Here is a 17,984-nt window from a genome sequence, read left to right as displayed (position 1 = left end):
TTACCAGTTTGACCAGATTTTTAGTTTCATCCAATTGATGAAATCTCTTGACCAGCGCAATAGCAAATTGGTTTTACCCACAGTGATTTTCCCAACCCCCTGCATACCAGGTGTGAGGGCTGGAGGGGAATCTAACCATGCGGCTTCAACTTTGAATCCATTGACATTGTTTTGCACTGAAGCAACAGGCGTAATGCGGGTAATACGAATTGGAAAGGTTTGATCAGGTAAACCAGTTAACTTTAAAACCCCGTTTTGATCTTTCTGTATAAAATGAATATCTTTATCGGCAACATGTAAAATCACCTTATAGGCATCTTGTGAGGCAATCTGGAATAGTTCCTTGCCATCCTCAACAGGTGTTCCGATTTGCTGAATCCAGTCGCCATCAATAATTGTTCCAGTAATTGGTGCTGTGACTGTTGTTTGATTGATTTTTCTTTGTAAGGTCTGAATTTTTGCTTCTTGCTGTTTAATCTGATTGGCTGCCAAACCACTGTCAGTTAAATTCTGTTCAGCCATGGCAACACGGAATTGATGCTGCGCCTGATCAAGCAAGCTGTGTTGTTCTGCAATCTGGATCCTTAAATCTGTATCATCAAGTTGAATTAAAGGTTGTGCTTTTTTGACTTTATCACCTGGACGAACCAATACTTGCTGTATAAAACCCTGCGTAGGTGCAGAAATAATCCAGCGGGTTTTACCCTCAACATTTAAATTGGCAGTGACGAGTTTATCGACAGGAACCAGGGTAATACACAACAAGAATACAACCAGAAAGCCTGTAATAATCTTCCAGGTATAGTGTCCATCAGAACTATATTTTTTGAACAGGTTTTGTCCTGATTTTAAACCATGTTCGATTAGTCCTTGTTCTGACTGATGCCAATGCTGGAGCAGGGGATGGATGAGATCAATATTGCTTTTTAAATATAGGCTGAGTGCCATATGTGAATCATGTTGTTCAAAATAACGATCTTTGGCAACAATGATCGCTTGAATTTTTCCCTGATTAAACACTGGATAGCCAAACCAATGCTGTTCATGTAACTCATGTTGTAAAAATAGGGTTTGCAATGCAATTTCATTCAACTTTTGCATATCTGCTGCGCCTTTTTCTGTCCATGACAGCTCGGAAGACACAATCCATTGAACTTTTTGCTTATCTTTAATCAGCAAATAATTTAACTGGATATTGGGATAATGCGAAAATTGATTTCTGATATAAGTTGTTGTTTGGTTAATCCATTCCTGAGCAGCGATTCTGAACTGGGTTTGATTAATCACATGCGCAAAAATTTCTAGAAGTTGTTCCGCTTGAAAGGCGTGTTGCAGTTTTTGGCTTTGCTGTTCATAAAAAAGCCATCCCATGCTGGTTCGTATAAGTTCAAGGGTAATTTCACTGATAGGAGGCGCTATGGATAAACCAATTAAGGATGAGGAATTAGAGTTTGTTAATAAATAACCAATGAGATAACCTTGCTCACTTTTCTGAATAACGACAGGTTTCTCTGTAGATAATTGTGCTTTTATTGAATTCCATAATTCATTTAAATCATTATCTTGAAAAACATGGCTGCCAAGATCGATTAAATTCTCAAAACAAATATCTAATACATTGACATTTAAACGTTTTAAATTGATGAGCCAGACTTGAATTGCATTTGGAAAATGATGAATATTATTATTTAACATGGTTATAACTTAATTCTTGAGAAGATGTGGTTGCATAAAAAATTCGATCAATATCTATAATTTCTTGCTCAATTAATGTGCCCGTCGTTATTTTTAATTTGATATAGTTTTGCCATGCTTCATACCATGCAGAAAGACGTTCTTGCCTTGCCTCGAAATATTTGGTCTGGGCTTCTAGCACTTCGGCATTGACACGCATTCCAACTTCATAAGCCCTTTTATTCGCCAGCCAAGCTTTTTGAGAAGAGTATTCGGCGTCCTGCATTCCATTTGCTTTTGAAATAGAAGAGAGCGTGCTATAAAAATTATCCAGCATTTGAGCCTTTTGCTTTTGTGTTGTAAGCAAAAGCTCATTCTTATTTTTCTCTAAAGTCGCTTTTTGCTCTTTAATTTTGTAATAGTTTTCAGAGTTATACATTGGAATGTTTAACTCAAAACCATATAGATAATCCAGACCATCCTGTTTGCTGGTAAAGGCAGAATCTTGGGAATCAAAGTTTCGACTTAACTTGGCCGAGAAGTTGAGTACAGGATATTTTTCTGCCTGGGATTGTTTTATTTCGTTTTGGGATACTTTTAAATTCAGTTCTGAAATTCTAATTTGATGGTTTTTCGTCAAGAGTAACTGATTATATAGTGACTGATCTGAATAAGACAGTTGAGGTAATTTATCCAAGGGGATACTATTTTTGGCAAAAGTAAATTCATCTGTACCAATGAGTTCAGCTAAAATACTTTGTTCCTTGCTGATCTCAAAATTGATGCTGTTCTCTTGACTTTGTAGTGTTGAAAACTTGGCTTCAGCTTCTTTTAGATCAGTAATCGAAACCATGCCTTGAGCGAAGTTTGCATTTGCCATTCTCTTCTGTTCTAAAACAAGGACTTTTTGCTGCTGTATAAGTTCAAGTCTGGATTTTAAACTCAGTATTTTAAAGTATTGCTCTACAACATTCTGCAACAGTTCATTATAACTGACCTGAAATTGCTCCAAAGCAATTGCCTCTCCAAGATGTGCGGTTGAAATTGTTTCATCCTGTATTTTGTTGTAGATCGGGACAGAAAACTGTACTGCATAATTGCGCACACGATAGTCTGTTTCAGGTTGACCAGGACGTTTATTTTGTCCCATTTTCTCTTGGGCTGTGAAATTAATCTTGGCATCCTGACTTGCCAGAGCCTGATTTAATTTTTGTTTGGCAATCTCTTTTTGAGCATCAGCCAAAGGTAAATGAGGGGAGTGAAGTTTTGCCTTATAAAAAAGTGTAAATAAATCATCTGCGATCACTTGTTGTGTAAGCAAAGTTGTTACCACAGCACAGATAATCTTGTGTGTAGAAAGAAAGTGATTGTTATTCATGATGTGATGAATTGTATGTTTTTGTAATTTTTACATAAAAAATAGAAAGTTGGTAGAGGGTGAAAGATAAATAGGAGGGTTTATTGTGTATTACACTACCATTTTACGCCAACCTCAATTTTTTAAGCCATTGAAAAATAAAGGACATAATCCAATTTTTGTTTCGACCAAGAAATTAAATCAAAGCTATGCCCACAAGAATTTATCATTTCTGTTTTATATAATCTCATTAAATTTAAGGAGATATTCATTTTTATGTTTAGCCAACCATTTAACAATTTCTACATTATTAAGTAACTCTTTGATAAATGGTTTTATAATGGTAAGTTTAAAGCTATCTGTTGCAAAGGTATCATACTTATTTTTTTGTTTTACTCGGAGATTTGAAATCTCTCTTTGTAGTTGGGCATTGCTTTCTCTATCAGCGACCGTACTTTTCTTTTTTTCTAAAGGGTGTATTTCATGTTCTGCACTGCTATCTAAAAGGAAACGAGCATATTTAACAGAAAAGTCTTGTTTAGTTTTCATACCTGTTGCTGCATCTATCTGACGTAACTTTTTCATTTTCCTTAATATCGGAAAAACACCCATAGATACATGCTGATCGGATAAAATTTTAATGACTTCTTCACAAATCCCCGTTAATAAGTTAAATTTTCCTCTTATAGTTTTTTCTGAAATATTAAGTGTTTGTGAAATTATTGATATAGGAACACCAATATTTACAGCATTAATAATCATATTTACACTTTGAATTGATGCAAGTCGATTTACCTTATTATTATAGGTAAAAGTATCATCTTCAGTGCTAATGATACATTTAGCTTGAATTTGCTCACAGGCCTGTAATGCAAGTAACCTTGAATGTCCATCCATTAGTAGGTAACTATCTGGTTTTTGAGGAGAGGGATAAACAATTAAGGGTTCAACTAAACCAATATTTTTTACAGATTGTAAAATTTGATGATACTTTTTGCTTAATTTATACTCTTTTGGAAATTTTTTTAATGGAACGATTCTATCTATATCTATTAAATAAATACTGGGAATAAATGATGCTTTAATCGTTAGTTCTTTATTTGTCTTCATAAGTCAGGCCAAAGTCAATGAGATGCTGTAAGGTTTCAGGAAACTTCTTAATTCCCTGTTGAATTAATAAATCCCGAAATGCAGGAATAGCGATTAGTTTTTTAAAGGCTTCTTGTATAAAAATAATATTGTCCTGCACGAGTTGAGATTTTTTTGATATGAGCTCAAATTCAATCATATCTTCATCGCAGATTTTTTTAAGATCCTCTAAACTTATTTTATTTGGTCTTATAGGGTTACGACCAAAAACATTATTACTAGGTTGGTTCTTGAAACCTCTTTCTCTTTTATCCAAAATATTGCGTATAGTTGAAATTTGACTTCCTTTAATTTCTTTCTTTTCCAAAGCTTCAGTGAGTAAATTTTGAATTTCTACGGTACTACTTCTGGAGATTGAAACAGCAAGATCAATAGGTATTACTCCGCTATCAACCGCAGTCAAAAGACGGCTTTCGTCTCGTTCAAGTAGAGCGAGGACGATATTCACCCAGTTTTCTGTTGTCGCAATACGTTCAGCAATTTGCTTGTTAGAATAACCTCTTTCTTTTAGTGCTTTAATTTCATGTAACTGTTCAATAGATGAGCGATTATGCCTTGCAATATTTTCAACAAGACTCATGACCATACCTTGATCTTCAGAAACCTCTAGGATACAAGCCCAAATATATTCTTGTTTAAGTATTTTAAATGCTTCTATACGCCCTTGACCACAGACTAGATCATATTCAAGGTCATTGGATTGGTCGGTGCGAACTCTAACAGTAATCGGTTTCTTTAATCCAGAATTTTTTATACTTTCAACAATTTCATTATGTTGTTTTCGTCCACGCGCTCTTGGATTTGCAATATTGATTTTGTTAATGGGGATTAATTTTATGTTGCCAATTTCTTGCATAACTAGCTTACCTTAAAAAGGGGAATAAGAGTGGTTGATTTATACAAAAAATCAAGTGAGTCAAATCTATATACATCTAGAGTAAATTGATCGAGTGAGTTAATTTTTAATATGTCATCTTGAATTGCCAGATGAGGAATGATGTAATAGTCTAAAATGTTGAGATTATCAGGTTTCATTCGTACTGCAACTGTAATATCTGGTTTTAGTCCACTGTCAAAACGTAATAACCATTGGTGATTTGATGGAGACTTGGTAATACATCTGGATAAGATAATAGATATATTTAGCCCATTATTAACACAGATCAGACCATTACTTAGTTGTTTTATCTCTGAACCATATTCTTTGAAACCTTTATTTACCTGTTCTAAGATCTGCGGATACATATCTCTTAGGTTTTTGTTTGTTTCAATATATGAATAGTCCCTTTCAGGTTTAAATCCCACCAAGATATAAGCCTTTAATAGTCCACCAAATTTAGCACGATAAATAGATGAGGATGGCATATTCTCTTGTTCATCAATCAACAGACCTGATAATTTACCTTTAGTTTCTAGTAATTTTCTTAATAATTCTATCATCTGTTTTTTTGTGATTTTTTTAGAACGTTTATAAATGATGTCTTGAGTCTGCTCAAATAAATCAAATGGTACAATTGCTGGAAAAGCATGATTTTTACGCACCCATTCCTCTGGAGGGTTAGATACTCGTTTAGCTTTAAGTTTAAAGGATTTACGATTATATACATTATGACCAATATATTTTTCATTGGTTAAGATCTGATGTACGACACCTCTAGTCCAAGGCCTATCCAGATCTGTTTTTATACTTTCTGAATTTAAAATATCTGCAATTTCTCTTTCAGTTTTTCGATCATATACAAACCATTGATAAATTTTATTGACGATATCAACCTCTTCTTGAGGACCTTTTTCTAAAATTACCCGATCGGTTTGTAAACTTTTCCATTGCCCACGTTTTAAGATAAATTTTCTATTGCCTGCACCATCAAAAAGTACTCGACGAAAACCGAAACCAGCAGAACCACCTTGTCTAAATCCTAAAGTGATGAGGTGACATTGTCCACGAAAGACACGTAAGGATAGATTCTTGCTAAAATTAGCTGCGTCATGTAAATCAAATAGTTCCCTTATTTCTGCGGAAAACTCATCAGGATTACTATCATATTTAGCCCCATTTCCTACACAGCAAATGACCCTTACACCATTTTTTTCACATAAATACAGATTGAACCGACTTTCTTTTGTATTTTGTGAACGAGACCATCGGCTCATGTCATAAACTAAAACGATTTCAAAATCGGCTTGATGGTTGATAACGTCTGATAAAAGTTGTTGTATTGCTGGGCGGTTATCAAATTTTAAACCACTTATTCCTATATCTTTATATTCTTTTACAATAATCATATTATGAGCGGCAGCATAGCCTTTAATAAAAGATAATTGATTTTCTATAGAATTTTTTTGATCATCAGTGGACATTCGCATATATGCGGCCACATGAATTTTTTATTATTTTGATTTGATAGAGACATTTTTAGCGATAATCCTATCAAAGAAATAGGGTGATTTTTAAATGTAGAGGGAATATGTTACAAAATAATGTATGTATTATGACAATTATACTTTTTAAAAAATTTTTAACATATCTATCAGATTAAGTCTGAACTAATACAATTTATATAGGAAAAACTGACCCTAGACAGGCTGAGGTACATATTCGTACTCTACAGCTTTTCGAAGATGACGCTATTCATACTGACTTAATCTTTTAAATATTTATAATTATATATACGGAGTCCGTAATATCTCAGTGTAGAGATGCTCTCAGTCATAAAACATTATTCTTTTGCTCACTTCAGGAAATTGTAATGCTTTTATATCGTCAAGATAATTTAATAGATTTTTTAAAGAAAAAGTCTAACGCTGCAATTCTAGATAAGAATCCTTTCTTAGAAATTTTAACTTAAACTGGCTACTGTAATGGTCTAAAAAATCAGATAGTTGGTAAGAGATATTGATCTAAAGTTAGCTTTACTCCATAATAACCCTAATACGCCCAACACCTCTTCATAGTTGTGATCAATTATGTACGTGTTGGCTTTTATTTTTCCAGAGTTGCCAATTTTCCCATCCTGTAATACTGCCAGTATCTCTTATATCTACAACCACATGATTTTTCAGTGGAAAATCTAAATACAATTGCTTAAGTCTTTCACCCCATTGTGAATTTGGACAAATTACATCTAATATTTGTTTGATTAAACATAAATATAAGAAAGGCTTAGCATTATTTAGGGTATAAGTTGAAAGTGTCGTAGGGACATTAGAACGATCTACAATATTGGCATTCCATAAGCGGCTATGATGAGCTGCAATATTACGAAGATGATTAAAGCTTCTTAGCCATTTGGCAAATTCTTTACCATCTGCTGCACCATACTTTTGAGCAATTTGATCTTGGTGGGACTTTTTCATCCCTGCGAAGAGTGTAGACATCATACCAAAATCCCATATTTCAATAGCAACCCAGATAGGGAGTTGCCCACCATATTCTTGAATATAGTGTTGAACAAATGCAGTTTTGCTGTTGCGCCGTATGGTTTCCTGATAACGAATCAACCAACTTTGATAATCTGTCTGTGTCTTATTTCGGTGAATCGTTTTGGAAAAACCACCATGAAAACTGACAGGATTCAGATGTGCTAGGGGATTAAGCTTACCTAAGCAGTAAGCAATATCAACTCTTACTGCCATTTCAATGCGTTCTATCGCATCTAGAATGAGAAGTCGTAGCTTTTTGTCAAAGATATAGAGTTGTACTGCATCTTCGAATTGGCAACCTGCAATAAAAGTATCCAGTTTTTGTTGTGTTACTGCATTGGTTTGGCGGAATGGATACCAATAGCCACTTAGACGGTAGTAGCCTATTCTTTGTAGGTAATTGATTGCTTTAGCTTGGTCGGTGATGATTAAACCACGCTGTTGCAATAGTTGTATTTGATCGGAATAAGACTTCCATGTTTTTACAGGCTTAATCATGTTCCAACTCTAGACCATTCATTGATCATATGCTGAGATGATTTTAAAAGTTGATAATGCACAGTACTTTTCAGAGTATGCTTCATACATTCGAAGAGATCATTATATGAATTTGGTAGATATATAAATCATTCATTCATTACTATTCCAACTATCTACATGATCAGCCCACCATTGCATCATTGCTCTACGGTCATTTAACCATTGAGCATGATTGTATGATGCGCGTGTTTTATTATCAGAAACGTGGGCAAGTTGTATTTCAACCCAATCCTTATTAAAACCATTCTCATTTGCCACAGTGGATGCAGTTGCTCTTAGAGTATGCATCCTGAACTCTAACTTCATATTACTCAGGGCAGTATTCAACGTGGTTTTACCCATCATTTCTCCGTCTTCTCCAGCAAATATATATTCACTGTCAGGATAAAGCGAAAATTGCTCTTTTATGATTTCAATGGTTTGGTCAGACAATGGTACAACATGCATTCTGTTCTTTTTCATATTGCGCTTGCCAGCCAAAATATCAGCCCTCGATACTGCTGGAATCGTCCATGTCTTATCTTCAAAATCAATATATTCCTTTTTGCCTCGACGTATCTCAATGCTTCTAAGCCATGTGTATGTTGCGGCTTTAATAGCATTTCGTGTGCTAACTGAGCCACCGTATGCATTGAGCTTAGGCATAAGTACTTTTTTTTCAGACTCAGTTAGTGGTCTGGCATGGGTTACATCTGGCTGTTTAATGTAACCCCTAAGAACATAAGTAGGATCTATAGAAATACGTTTTGTGATAATTGCATATTCCATAACTTCACCGATGATTTGTCTTACAAAAATTCCTTTAACTTCTCCTGTACCCTTTCCTGATTTTTTGATTCTTGTCATAGTACTATCAAGCACAGTCTTAATATCAATGGAGTCAATCTCGTGGATAGGCTTATTACCAATAAGAGGGTAAACATCTTTCACAAAATAACTGGTGCGGCGCTGTTCCCATTTCTTGGATTGTTGAGCTTTCCGAGAATTCATAAATTCGCTAGCGACTAAACGGAATGTACCATTATTTGCTTTGATTGCTTCAAGGCGTTCATTTTTCTGGTGGCTTATTGGGGCTACTCCTTTGGCGAGTTGCTCTCGATACTCCATTGTTTTTGAGCGAGCGTATGCTAAAGTAATTTCAGGATATTGACCGATTGTTAGCATTTTTGCTTTTGTAAGAAATCGGTAGCGATAACGCCAGAATTTGCCACCAGATGGGCGGACTTCTATACACAGTCCTGAATGATCAGCTATGCGGTATAATTCTTCACGTGGTTTTAATCTTTTGATTTTAAGATCGTTTAGCATAAAGTGTGAGTAACGCTATTATTGAAAGCTCTTACTCACAATCTTACTCACAAAAATTGGTAATTGCATGTATCACGTTGTTATGGAAAGTTAGAATAAAAATATATTTAAATCAAATGGATAGTTGTTAATGTAATTGGTGTTTAGAGAAGGTTAGATTGTTAATTGGCATGATGTAATCTCATCATCGTTTTTATCAAAAAAATCCCTGCGTTTGCAGGGATTTTTTATTATGGCATTATTAGGATTTATCGAAATAAGATAATCATCCAGATGCAGAAAATAATCACCAAAGAAACCAATTGCGTGGCACTCCAGATAAGTCTCATCATCCCATCAAAATTAAGGGTTTCTTGCTATTTTAACTGTAACTTTGAGATTTGATTTGTCAATTTCTCTTGCGCTAAGGATAATAATCACAGGTTAATTTATGGAAAGCACTGCATGAAAATTGTCGCAGATGAAAATTTGGCGTTTACCGATTATTTCTTTGCGGAATTTGCAGAAATACAGCATCAGGCAGGGCGTACACTGACACAGGCAGATGTACAGGATGCCGATGCACTTTTGGTTCGATCCGTGACCAAGGTCAACCATGATTTAATTGATCAAACTCAAATTAAATTTGTGGGCAGTGCCACCATTGGCACAGACCATCTCGATATTCCAGCTTTAGAACAACAGAACATCGCATGGAGCAATGCGGCAGGTTGTAATGCGCAGGCAGTTGCCGAATATGTCATTACCGCCTTACTGCATCTAAATATGGATTTATTGGAAGAAAATAAGGCGTTTACTTTAGCGATTGTTGGCTTGGGTAATGTTGGAAAACGACTGGCAGTGATGGCGCAATTATTGGGCTGGAATGTGATTGGCTATGACCCTTATGTGCAACTCGCTGGCATTGAAAATGTATCCTTTCAGGAGCTGTTAAAACAGGCTGATGCGATCTCGATTCATGTGCCTCTAACCACATCTGGTGATTATCCAACACAGCATTTATTTGATGAAGCTGCATTAGTTGAAATGAAACCGTGCGCTATTTTAATCAATAGCGCACGTGGTCCAGTGATTCAACAATCAGCACTGATGACAGATATTGAAAAGACCAAACGTCAGGTTGTGCTGGATGTTTTTGAGTTTGAACCTGAAATTCCTCAAGAACTTTTAGAAAGATTGGCTTTGGCAACACCGCATATTGCGGGCTATAGTCTGGAGGGTAAGGCCAGAGGCACACAGATGATTTATGAGGCCTTTTGTCATACATTTGGCTATCAACCATCAAAACGGTTTGAGAGTCAGTTACCAACTGTTGAACAGTATTTTGGGCAGCAGAATTTAAAAGCCTCATTAAAACAACATTTGGTTCAGATTTATAATATTGCTGAAGATGATCAGCAGCTTCGTGCCTGTGTTCAGGCAGGGAGAGTAGAGCAGAAAGCTTTTGATTTACTCCGTAAAAATTACCCTTTGCGCCGTGAATGGGCTGCACATGGAGGGCCAAAGGCATGAGTCAGGCTATGAAAACTTATCAACCCAGCTGTTCTATTGAAGCCCTAAAAGCGCGTGCGGAGATGTACCAGAAAATTCGCCAGTTCTTTGCTGAGCGCAATGTGCTGGAAGTGGAAACACCTATTTTATCTCAGGCAGGTGTAACCGATGTTCATTTGGCTTCCGTAAAGGTGCAGCGTCATATACATGGAAAATTAAATATCCAATATTTGCAGACCTCACCAGAATTTCCCATGAAGCGATTGCTGGCCAGTGGCAGTGGGGCGATCTACCAAATCTGTAAAGTTTTCCGTGATGATGAGCATGGACGTAAACACAACAGTGAATTTACCATGCTGGAATGGTATCGACCTGGACTGGATTTAAAGGCGTTGATGTATGAAACCGCAGACCTGCTGGAAACTTGTTTGGCACATCGTTTTGGTGAAATTCGCCCCATGATTCTCAGTTATAAACATGCGTTTCAGGATCGTCTGGATATTAATCCCTTGCAGGCAACACTGAAGCAACTTAAAGATACAGCCCATCGGGTTGGACTTAACCTTGACTTGGGCGATGATCGTTTAGGCTATATGGATCTGTTGTTTTCCCATTTTGTTGAGCCGAGTCTGGGTTTTGATGCCCCCGTTTTCTTGACTGATTTTCCACCAGAAATGGCGTCATTGGCAAAAGTTAAACAGGATGAGGATGGAGAGCAGGTCGCAGCGCGTTTCGAGGTTTATATCGAGGGGCTTGAACTGGCTAATGCCTATGATGAACTTCTGGATACAGAAGTGCTGGCTTCCCGTTTTGAGGCAGATAATAAAGAACGTGCCAAGCAGGGATTACCTGTAATTCCAACAGATCAGCACTTACTGGCAGCCTTGCCGAATATGCCTGAATGTTCAGGGATTGCGCTCGGTATAGACCGTTTATTGATGGTAGCAATGAATCAGGTCAAGATTGATCAGGTCATTGCATTTCCAGCTGAAATTGCTTAATGATTGATGTATCAAATACTTTTATGAAAATTGCATGAGTAACTGAACCAGTTCACCCTGGCGGTGGGTCTTGGTTTTCTTAAAAATGGATTGCAGATGTTTTTTAACTGTATCTGCCTGAATCTCATATGAAAGTGCAATTTCCTTGGTGGTTTTACCCTCCAGTAGCTGTTCGCAAATTTTATGCTCAACAGGGGTAAACATAAAAAGCTGGGTACAGATTTCCTTTTGATATTTTGGTTTGTGTTTGAGGCCTGAAAAAGTTGCCAGTAAAACTGGGCGCAATCCAAAAATCTTATGGGTTTTTTCTGGGCTAAGTAAATCCAGGGTCAGGAATAAATGGTGGTCCAGCATCATGATCTTGGTTCGTTCCGCATAAGCCAGGTCATGACTGTTTTTATAGCTGCGTTCGAGTTCCATTAATTTATGGTTAAACACCATTTGGTTATCTTCAAGGCTGAATGTGAAACGGCGTTGTCTGGTTTGAATATGCTGATTATTTACCAGTAAATGTTTAGCCTCTGGATTCATCTCCAGAATATCGCCGTTTAAGTTAATGATTGCAATGGGTTGCTTCATCTTTTGAATCAGCTGTGATCCCAGCAGGGTCATAGTGGAATATTCAAAATGATGGCGATATTGCTGCATCTTTTGCTGCAACAGGGGCAAGATTTCATAAACTGGCTGGAGTTCGGCACAGCCGAGGGGGCCACGACTGAAACTGGTGAGGAATGAGAGAATCACACAGACTTTATGATCATAAATCACCTGAATTGCCGAGCAGAAGCGTAAATCTAAAGGTTGCAGCACCTGCTGGTAGACCTGTGTCTGGGTAATCTCATGCTCCTCAAAATGTTCTGTACAATGCATCCAGCCATTTAATGGCGCTGACAGTAGTTTTCTTAAACGTGGATCATCATCAATTTCCAGACGAATTTGTTTTAGGGCTGCTTGTTCTAATTGGTTGGAATCAAAATTTACGCCGTGATGAATACTAAAGGATAGGGCTTCAACCTCAAGGTCAATCGCCAAAATTTGGGAAGCCTGTACATTAAAATGATGATTCAGTTGTTCTAGAAAAATAATCCAGTCATCGGCACACTGAACCTTGTTTAAGATTCCCATAACAGTGCTCTGCTGGATTAGATTCATTTAAAAAACCCTATTAAAATGAATAAAGTATATTTTCTATATTTTATATGGGTTTTGGCTAAATAAAATCGGGTTCTGAGGGAATTGTGATTTTTTGTGCAATTATCTGACGAAATGAGATGTGATGAATAAAAGCCCCAAATATGGGGCCAGTCCTGAATATTTATTAAAATGGTAATTTGGTGAGCTGGTTGAGAAAATGTGGAATCACTCGTGGTTCCAGCAGAATGGTGACCACTACGCCATAAGCCGCTCCCCAGAGATGGGCACTATGGTTGATATTGCTGTTACCTCGTTTACCAGACCAGATGCTGTAAGCAACATATAAAACTGCAAAGATAATGGCAGGCACGGGAATGAAAAAGACAAAAATCAGGTTCCAGGGCTGAAATAAAATATAGGCAAACAAGACTGCTGAAACCGCGCCAGAAGCTCCTAAACTTGCCCAGTGTACATCATGACGGTGCTTTAGATAGCTGGGTAAGATCGCAATAATCAGTCCACCCAGATAAAACAGTACAAAGCCCATGTCATAAAAGAATTGGCGATAAAAGCTTTCGATAATATTGCCAAAGAAAAACAGCGTGATCATATTAAACAGTAAATGAGCGCCATCGGCATGGATAAAACCATGGGTGATGAAACGGTCATATTGTCCACGCTGCATGGCGGGCGGCCAAAAAATCAGGCGGTTCATGACGGCCTGATTGGAAAATGCCAATAGGGAAATTGCAATGGTAATAATGATGAGTGTCACAGTGTGACTAAAGGGTAGAGGTAACATAAAAATTTTAGATTGATCAGTGTCTAGGCAATAATGCCATTAAAAAGTGAATAAACAATCATCTGGCATATAATTCCTACAAAAATGGTTGATTTTTTTTAAATCCCCTCCATCTTCGGTTAATATAACGACATCAGCTTGAGGATTATTGTTATGTCGACTGAGAACACCAACACTGCTGTCGCAGAAGAAATTCCAAACCTTTTGATTACTCCCTCTGCACAAGAGTATTTAAGTGATTTATTAACAAAGCAAAATACTCCAGGAATTGGCGTTCGAGTTTTTGTAGAACATCCAGGTACACCACGTGCCGAATGTTGTATGGCCTATAGTGCACCTGAAGAAGTGGTGCCAACTGACTATAAGCAGGATTACCCTGACTTTCCAGCTTATATCGATGCGCCATCTATCCCATATTTGCTTGATGCCGTGATTGACTACAACAAAGACCGTTTTGGTGGGCAATTAACTTTCCGTGCGCCTAACTCGAAAGTACCTCGTGTAGGGCCAGATGCATCAATTGAAGAACGGATCACCTATGTGCTGCAATCTGAGATTAATCCTGGATTGGAAGGGCATGGCGGTAACTGTAGCTTGGTTGAAGTACAGAATGATCCTGAACATGGTTTAACCGCTGTGTTGAAATTTGGTGGTGGTTGCCAGGGCTGTTCTGCGATTGATGTAACGTTAAAGCAGGGTGTGGAAACCACCTTGAGACAGCATGTTCCTGAGTTGCAGCGTGTGGTTGACCAAACTGACCATACTCAGGCTGAGGGTGCATATTTTAAGTAATAAAGCTGGAAATATACAGTAGTTTTAAAAAGCCCTATCAAGGGCTTTTTTATTTTTTGATAAAAAATAATCATATTTCTTCTTGTTTCATAACAGGATACAATAAATCAAAAGAGGATTTATAAATAATAATAATTATCATTTTTATTGTGTTTTATTTATTTTTTGTTAGAATTCCCATGAATTTTTAAGAAATTATTAAGATTTATCTGATTCAGGTGTGACTATGTCCAATAAAATATCCCATCAATCATTACTTACCCTCTCAATTCTCAGTGGCATGATGGCGTATGCCCATGCGGCAGAAAGCCAACAAAATAAAGGTGAACTTTCAAATAATCATGCGGCAGTTCAGCTGGAAAAAATTGTGGTTACGGCAAGCGGGTTTGAACAGGATATTAAAAAGGCTGCGGCTTCCATTTCAGTATTGACTCAGGAAGAAATCAATAAAAAGGCCTACCGTGATGTAACGGATGCCTTAAAGGATGTTCCAGGTGTGGTGGTCACAGGTGGTGGCAGTTCAAGCGACATCAGTATCCGTGGAATGGGCAGTGCCTATACCGTGATTATGGTCGATGGCAAAAAAATCAATACACGTTCAGTCCGCCCAAATAGTGACAATTCTGGGATTGAACAGGGCTGGTTGCCAAATATTGGCGCAATCGAGCGTATTGAAGTGATTCGTGGCCCAATGTCAGGCTTGTATGGTTCAGATGCAATGGGTGGGGTGATCAACATCATTACCAAGAAAACAGGTAATGAATGGCAGGGATCAATCAAACTTGATACGACATTACAAGAAGATTCCAAATCAGGAAATATTTATCAATCCAATGCCTATCTTTCAGGTCCCCTGATTGCCAACTTATTGTCATTCAAGGCCAATGGTTTATTTTCGCAGCGTGAAGAAGATGAAATCTATGGGGGATATAACAAGCAAAAAATTCGTGCAGGTGGGGCGGCATTAAGTTTGACACCAAATGATGACCATACCGTTGAACTGGAATACCAGCGTTCGATCCAGAACCGTGATGCAACTGTGGGAAAAACCATTTCACCTGTGCAAACAGGTCGAAATCCACCCGTCAATTCATTAACAGATTATTACCGTACAGAATACAACCTGACCCATCGTGGGCAGATTGGTGCAGTGGAAACCCATTCCTATATCCAGCGTGAAGAAAATGACAATCCATCACGTAATATGGAAGCGGTCAACACCACATTTAATACATTGAACAAGATTAACCTGAATCAGCACAGCCTGAGTTTTGGTGGCATGTATTTAAAGGAAGAGCTGGATGATAAAGGCAACCAGTTGAGTCTTGGCGGCGCGACACCAATTTCCAGTCTAGATCGTTATAGCTGGGCATTGTTTGTTGAAGATGCATGGAATATTGTCGATGAGTTTACCCTGACCAGTTCACTTCGTTTGGACAAGGATGAGAAGTTTGGTGATCACTGGAGTCCGAAAGTCTATGGCGTTTGGGGCTTAAATGATCACTGGGTAATCAAGGGTGGCGTATCGACAGGTTATAAGACACCAGCACTACGTGCAACGGTTGCAGAGTGGGGACAGGCAACAGGTGGTGGTCAGAGCAAGGGCGTGATTGTGGGTAATCCTGAGCTTAAACCTGAAAAAAGCATAAACTATGAAGTGTCATTCAACTGGGATAACCTCGATAACCTGAATGCGGGACTGACCCTGTTTAACAGTGAATTTAAGGACAAGATTACTGAAATCAGAACCTGTCAGGGTGCTTCTGGGTCACTGAGTTGTGATTGGTTGGGTGAAAAGTTTGACTTTGTTAGCTTGCGGGAAAATGTGGATAAAGCCAACATGCGTGGTGCGGAAGCAACATTGGGCTGGCAAGTCTTGCCAAATGTGAACCTGAGTGCAAATTATACCTTTACTGATACAGAGCAAAAGAGTGGTGTGAATAAAGGCAAGCCTTTAAATGAAATGCCAAAACATATGTTCAATACCACCGCAGACTGGGAAATCAGTGACCAGTTTTCTAGCTGGGGACGTGTCAACTATCGCAGCAAGACATCGGATTATTTAAGCCGTACCGCGATGGCAAAAGGCAAGCCAGCCTATACCTTGGTTGATGTAGGGTTAAACTATAAGCCTACCCAGAATGTCGCGATTGCCGCAGGCGTTTATAACCTGTTTGATAAAGAGATTGATACAGAAACCTATAGTTATGTTCTGGATGGTCGCCGTTATAACCTTGGTGTGACTTACAGTTTCTAAATATTAACTCGATATTTGCAAAACAGGGCGCATCATGCGCCTTGTTTTGTCAGAATTTCAGAAACCTGTTCTGAATAATAAAATTTTTCTAAATAGGTGCGGGCACGTTGTCTTAAATAACCTGTTTGAATCACTTGCTGTAACATAGGTGTCAGTAAATCACTCAATTCATTTTCAATCAGGGTTTCATCAATATTCAGATCGCGGAGTAATAAATCAAAGGTGCGTTCCTGATTACGTGCATACCATGCATAGACCCCATCATGAACTTGCTGTTTTAAATAATCTGTTTGACGGATATGATCCCAGATTTCATGTCCCATTCCCACAGTTTGAGGTAGGTCTTGTACCTCAACATAGTTGCGTAAGACTGATAAGGGCATGACCTTAATTTTATGCCAAATGTTGGCCTGGAAATGGTACAACTTGTCATCATTAAAGTGCTGGTTTAATACCCGTTCACTCATCTGGCTGATTTTTAATATATTCTTTTGTAGGTAATGACCAATCGTGTCATTCAGGTTGGAATCGGTCACCGTTTCCAAAACTGATTTGCCCATTTTCATGAAATGCCCAACGCCTGGCACACGTTTGGACATCACTGAATTATCCAGATAATCCTGAATGGAGTGTTGAATCAACTGGGTAATCAGGGCAGAAAAGGCAGGATTATCGACAATGGTTTTAATCAGGCGCTGGCGATGGCCACTTTTACCTGCAACATATTGCGCAATTGAGTCAATGGTTAAAACAGGAATCACATCTTCAATGTTGGTTTGATCATTGCGTGGATGAATCAGGGCAAAGCGGATATGTTCTGCAATTTGTTCAATCAGAAATGAACTGGCAGGTGTGTCTAGGATTTGTTTCTCAATCAGTTTAAAGATTTGTTCAAATGACCAGATATGCTGGAGTTGCTGTAAGCGCAACCAATGATAGAACTGTTTAAACTCATGTTGAATGGTTTCGGCCTGTGTAAACTCTTGATCCAGAAAATCAAGTTGTGCGTCAATCAGTTGTTCTATCATTGGATGTTTAGGCATAGGATTTTATAAC

14 protein-coding genes are annotated in these 17,984 nt (G+C 37.9%); 4 read left to right on the top strand and 10 right to left on the bottom strand.

What is annotated here, in order from left to right:
• From QTA56_RS11280 to QTA56_RS11250, 7 genes are all read right to left on the bottom strand, one after another.
• Entirely contained in the window at positions 1-1,695 is a 1,695-nt protein-coding gene (locus QTA56_RS11280; protein ID WP_267981046.1) for an efflux RND transporter periplasmic adaptor subunit, read from the bottom strand.
• The gene (locus QTA56_RS11275; protein WP_267981045.1) at positions 1,685-2,995 is read right to left on the bottom strand and encodes a TolC family protein; all 1,311 of its coding nucleotides are present in this window, start codon (positions 2,993-2,995) and stop codon (positions 1,685-1,687) included. The genes QTA56_RS11280 and QTA56_RS11275 overlap by 11 nt, the downstream gene beginning before the upstream one ends.
• Before the next feature lie 273 nt (positions 2,996-3,268).
• A complete protein-coding gene (locus QTA56_RS11270) occupies positions 3,269-4,141 on the bottom strand; it encodes a plasmid partitioning protein RepB C-terminal domain-containing protein (RefSeq protein ID WP_267981044.1) in 873 nt (290 codons plus the stop codon).
• Complete coding sequence (locus QTA56_RS11265) at positions 4,128-5,036, bottom strand: ParB/RepB/Spo0J family partition protein (protein WP_267981043.1); 909 nt, start codon at positions 5,034-5,036, stop codon at positions 4,128-4,130. Before QTA56_RS11265 ends, QTA56_RS11270 begins: the two co-directional genes overlap by 14 nt.
• 2 nt (positions 5,037-5,038) lie before the next feature.
• On the bottom strand, positions 5,039-6,547 hold the full coding sequence (locus tag QTA56_RS11260) for a recombinase family protein (RefSeq protein ID WP_267981042.1): 1,509 nt from the start codon (positions 6,545-6,547) through the stop codon (positions 5,039-5,041).
• A 594-nt stretch (positions 6,548-7,141) separates the two neighbouring features.
• Positions 7,142-8,101: an Abi family protein gene (locus QTA56_RS11255; protein WP_267981041.1), complete on the bottom strand. Its 960-nt coding sequence runs from the start codon at positions 8,099-8,101 to the stop codon at positions 7,142-7,144.
• A gap of 132 nt (positions 8,102-8,233) precedes the next feature.
• Positions 8,234-9,451 (bottom strand): tyrosine-type recombinase/integrase, encoded by a 1,218-nt coding sequence (locus QTA56_RS11250; protein WP_267981040.1) that lies wholly within the window; start codon positions 9,449-9,451, stop codon positions 8,234-8,236.
• Between the two features lie 444 nt (positions 9,452-9,895).
• On the opposite strand from QTA56_RS11250, the gene QTA56_RS11245 reads away from it, so the two are divergent.
• Entirely contained in the window at positions 9,896-10,963 is a 1,068-nt protein-coding gene (locus tag QTA56_RS11245) for a 4-phosphoerythronate dehydrogenase (protein WP_267981039.1), read from the top strand.
• Positions 10,960-11,943, top strand: coding sequence for an EF-P lysine aminoacylase EpmA (gene epmA, locus QTA56_RS11240; RefSeq protein WP_267981038.1), 984 nt, complete (start codon positions 10,960-10,962; stop codon positions 11,941-11,943). The genes QTA56_RS11245 and epmA overlap by 4 nt, the downstream gene beginning before the upstream one ends.
• A 21-nt stretch (positions 11,944-11,964) precedes the next feature.
• Here epmA and QTA56_RS11235 read toward each other — a convergent pair whose 3' ends face one another.
• Positions 11,965-13,095 carry a helix-turn-helix transcriptional regulator gene (locus QTA56_RS11235; RefSeq protein WP_267981037.1) on the bottom strand — a complete coding sequence of 377 codons (1,131 nt, stop codon included), beginning with the start codon at positions 13,093-13,095 and terminating at the stop codon, positions 11,965-11,967.
• A 166-nt stretch (positions 13,096-13,261) separates the two neighbouring features.
• Positions 13,262-13,879 carry a rhomboid family intramembrane serine protease gene (locus QTA56_RS11230; RefSeq protein WP_267981036.1) on the bottom strand — a complete coding sequence of 206 codons (618 nt, stop codon included), beginning with the start codon at positions 13,877-13,879 and terminating at the stop codon, positions 13,262-13,264.
• Positions 13,880-14,032: 153 nt separating this feature from the next.
• On the opposite strand from QTA56_RS11230, the gene nfuA reads away from it, so the two are divergent.
• Together nfuA and QTA56_RS11220 are read left to right on the top strand one after the other, a co-directional pair.
• Positions 14,033-14,671 carry a Fe-S biogenesis protein NfuA gene (nfuA, locus tag QTA56_RS11225; protein WP_267981035.1) on the top strand — a complete coding sequence of 213 codons (639 nt, stop codon included), beginning with the start codon at positions 14,033-14,035 and terminating at the stop codon, positions 14,669-14,671.
• 226 nt (positions 14,672-14,897) lie between these two features.
• Complete coding sequence (locus QTA56_RS11220; protein ID WP_267981034.1) at positions 14,898-16,928, top strand: ligand-gated channel protein; 2,031 nt, start codon at positions 14,898-14,900, stop codon at positions 16,926-16,928.
• Positions 16,929-16,960: 32 nt separating this feature from the next.
• On the opposite strand, the gene QTA56_RS11215 is transcribed toward QTA56_RS11220, so the two are convergent.
• Positions 16,961-17,971 carry a hypothetical protein gene (locus tag QTA56_RS11215; protein WP_267981033.1) on the bottom strand — a complete coding sequence of 337 codons (1,011 nt, stop codon included), beginning with the start codon at positions 17,969-17,971 and terminating at the stop codon, positions 16,961-16,963.
• Between the last annotated feature and the right edge of the window lie 13 nt (positions 17,972-17,984).

Origin of the sequence: Acinetobacter thutiue (assembly GCF_030385805.1) — a bacterium.
Classification (GTDB): domain Bacteria; phylum Pseudomonadota; class Gammaproteobacteria; order Pseudomonadales; family Moraxellaceae; genus Acinetobacter; species Acinetobacter corruptisaponis.
The sequence above is the reverse complement of the archived record's forward strand: the minus strand, read 5'-3'. Positions and strand labels throughout refer to the sequence as shown.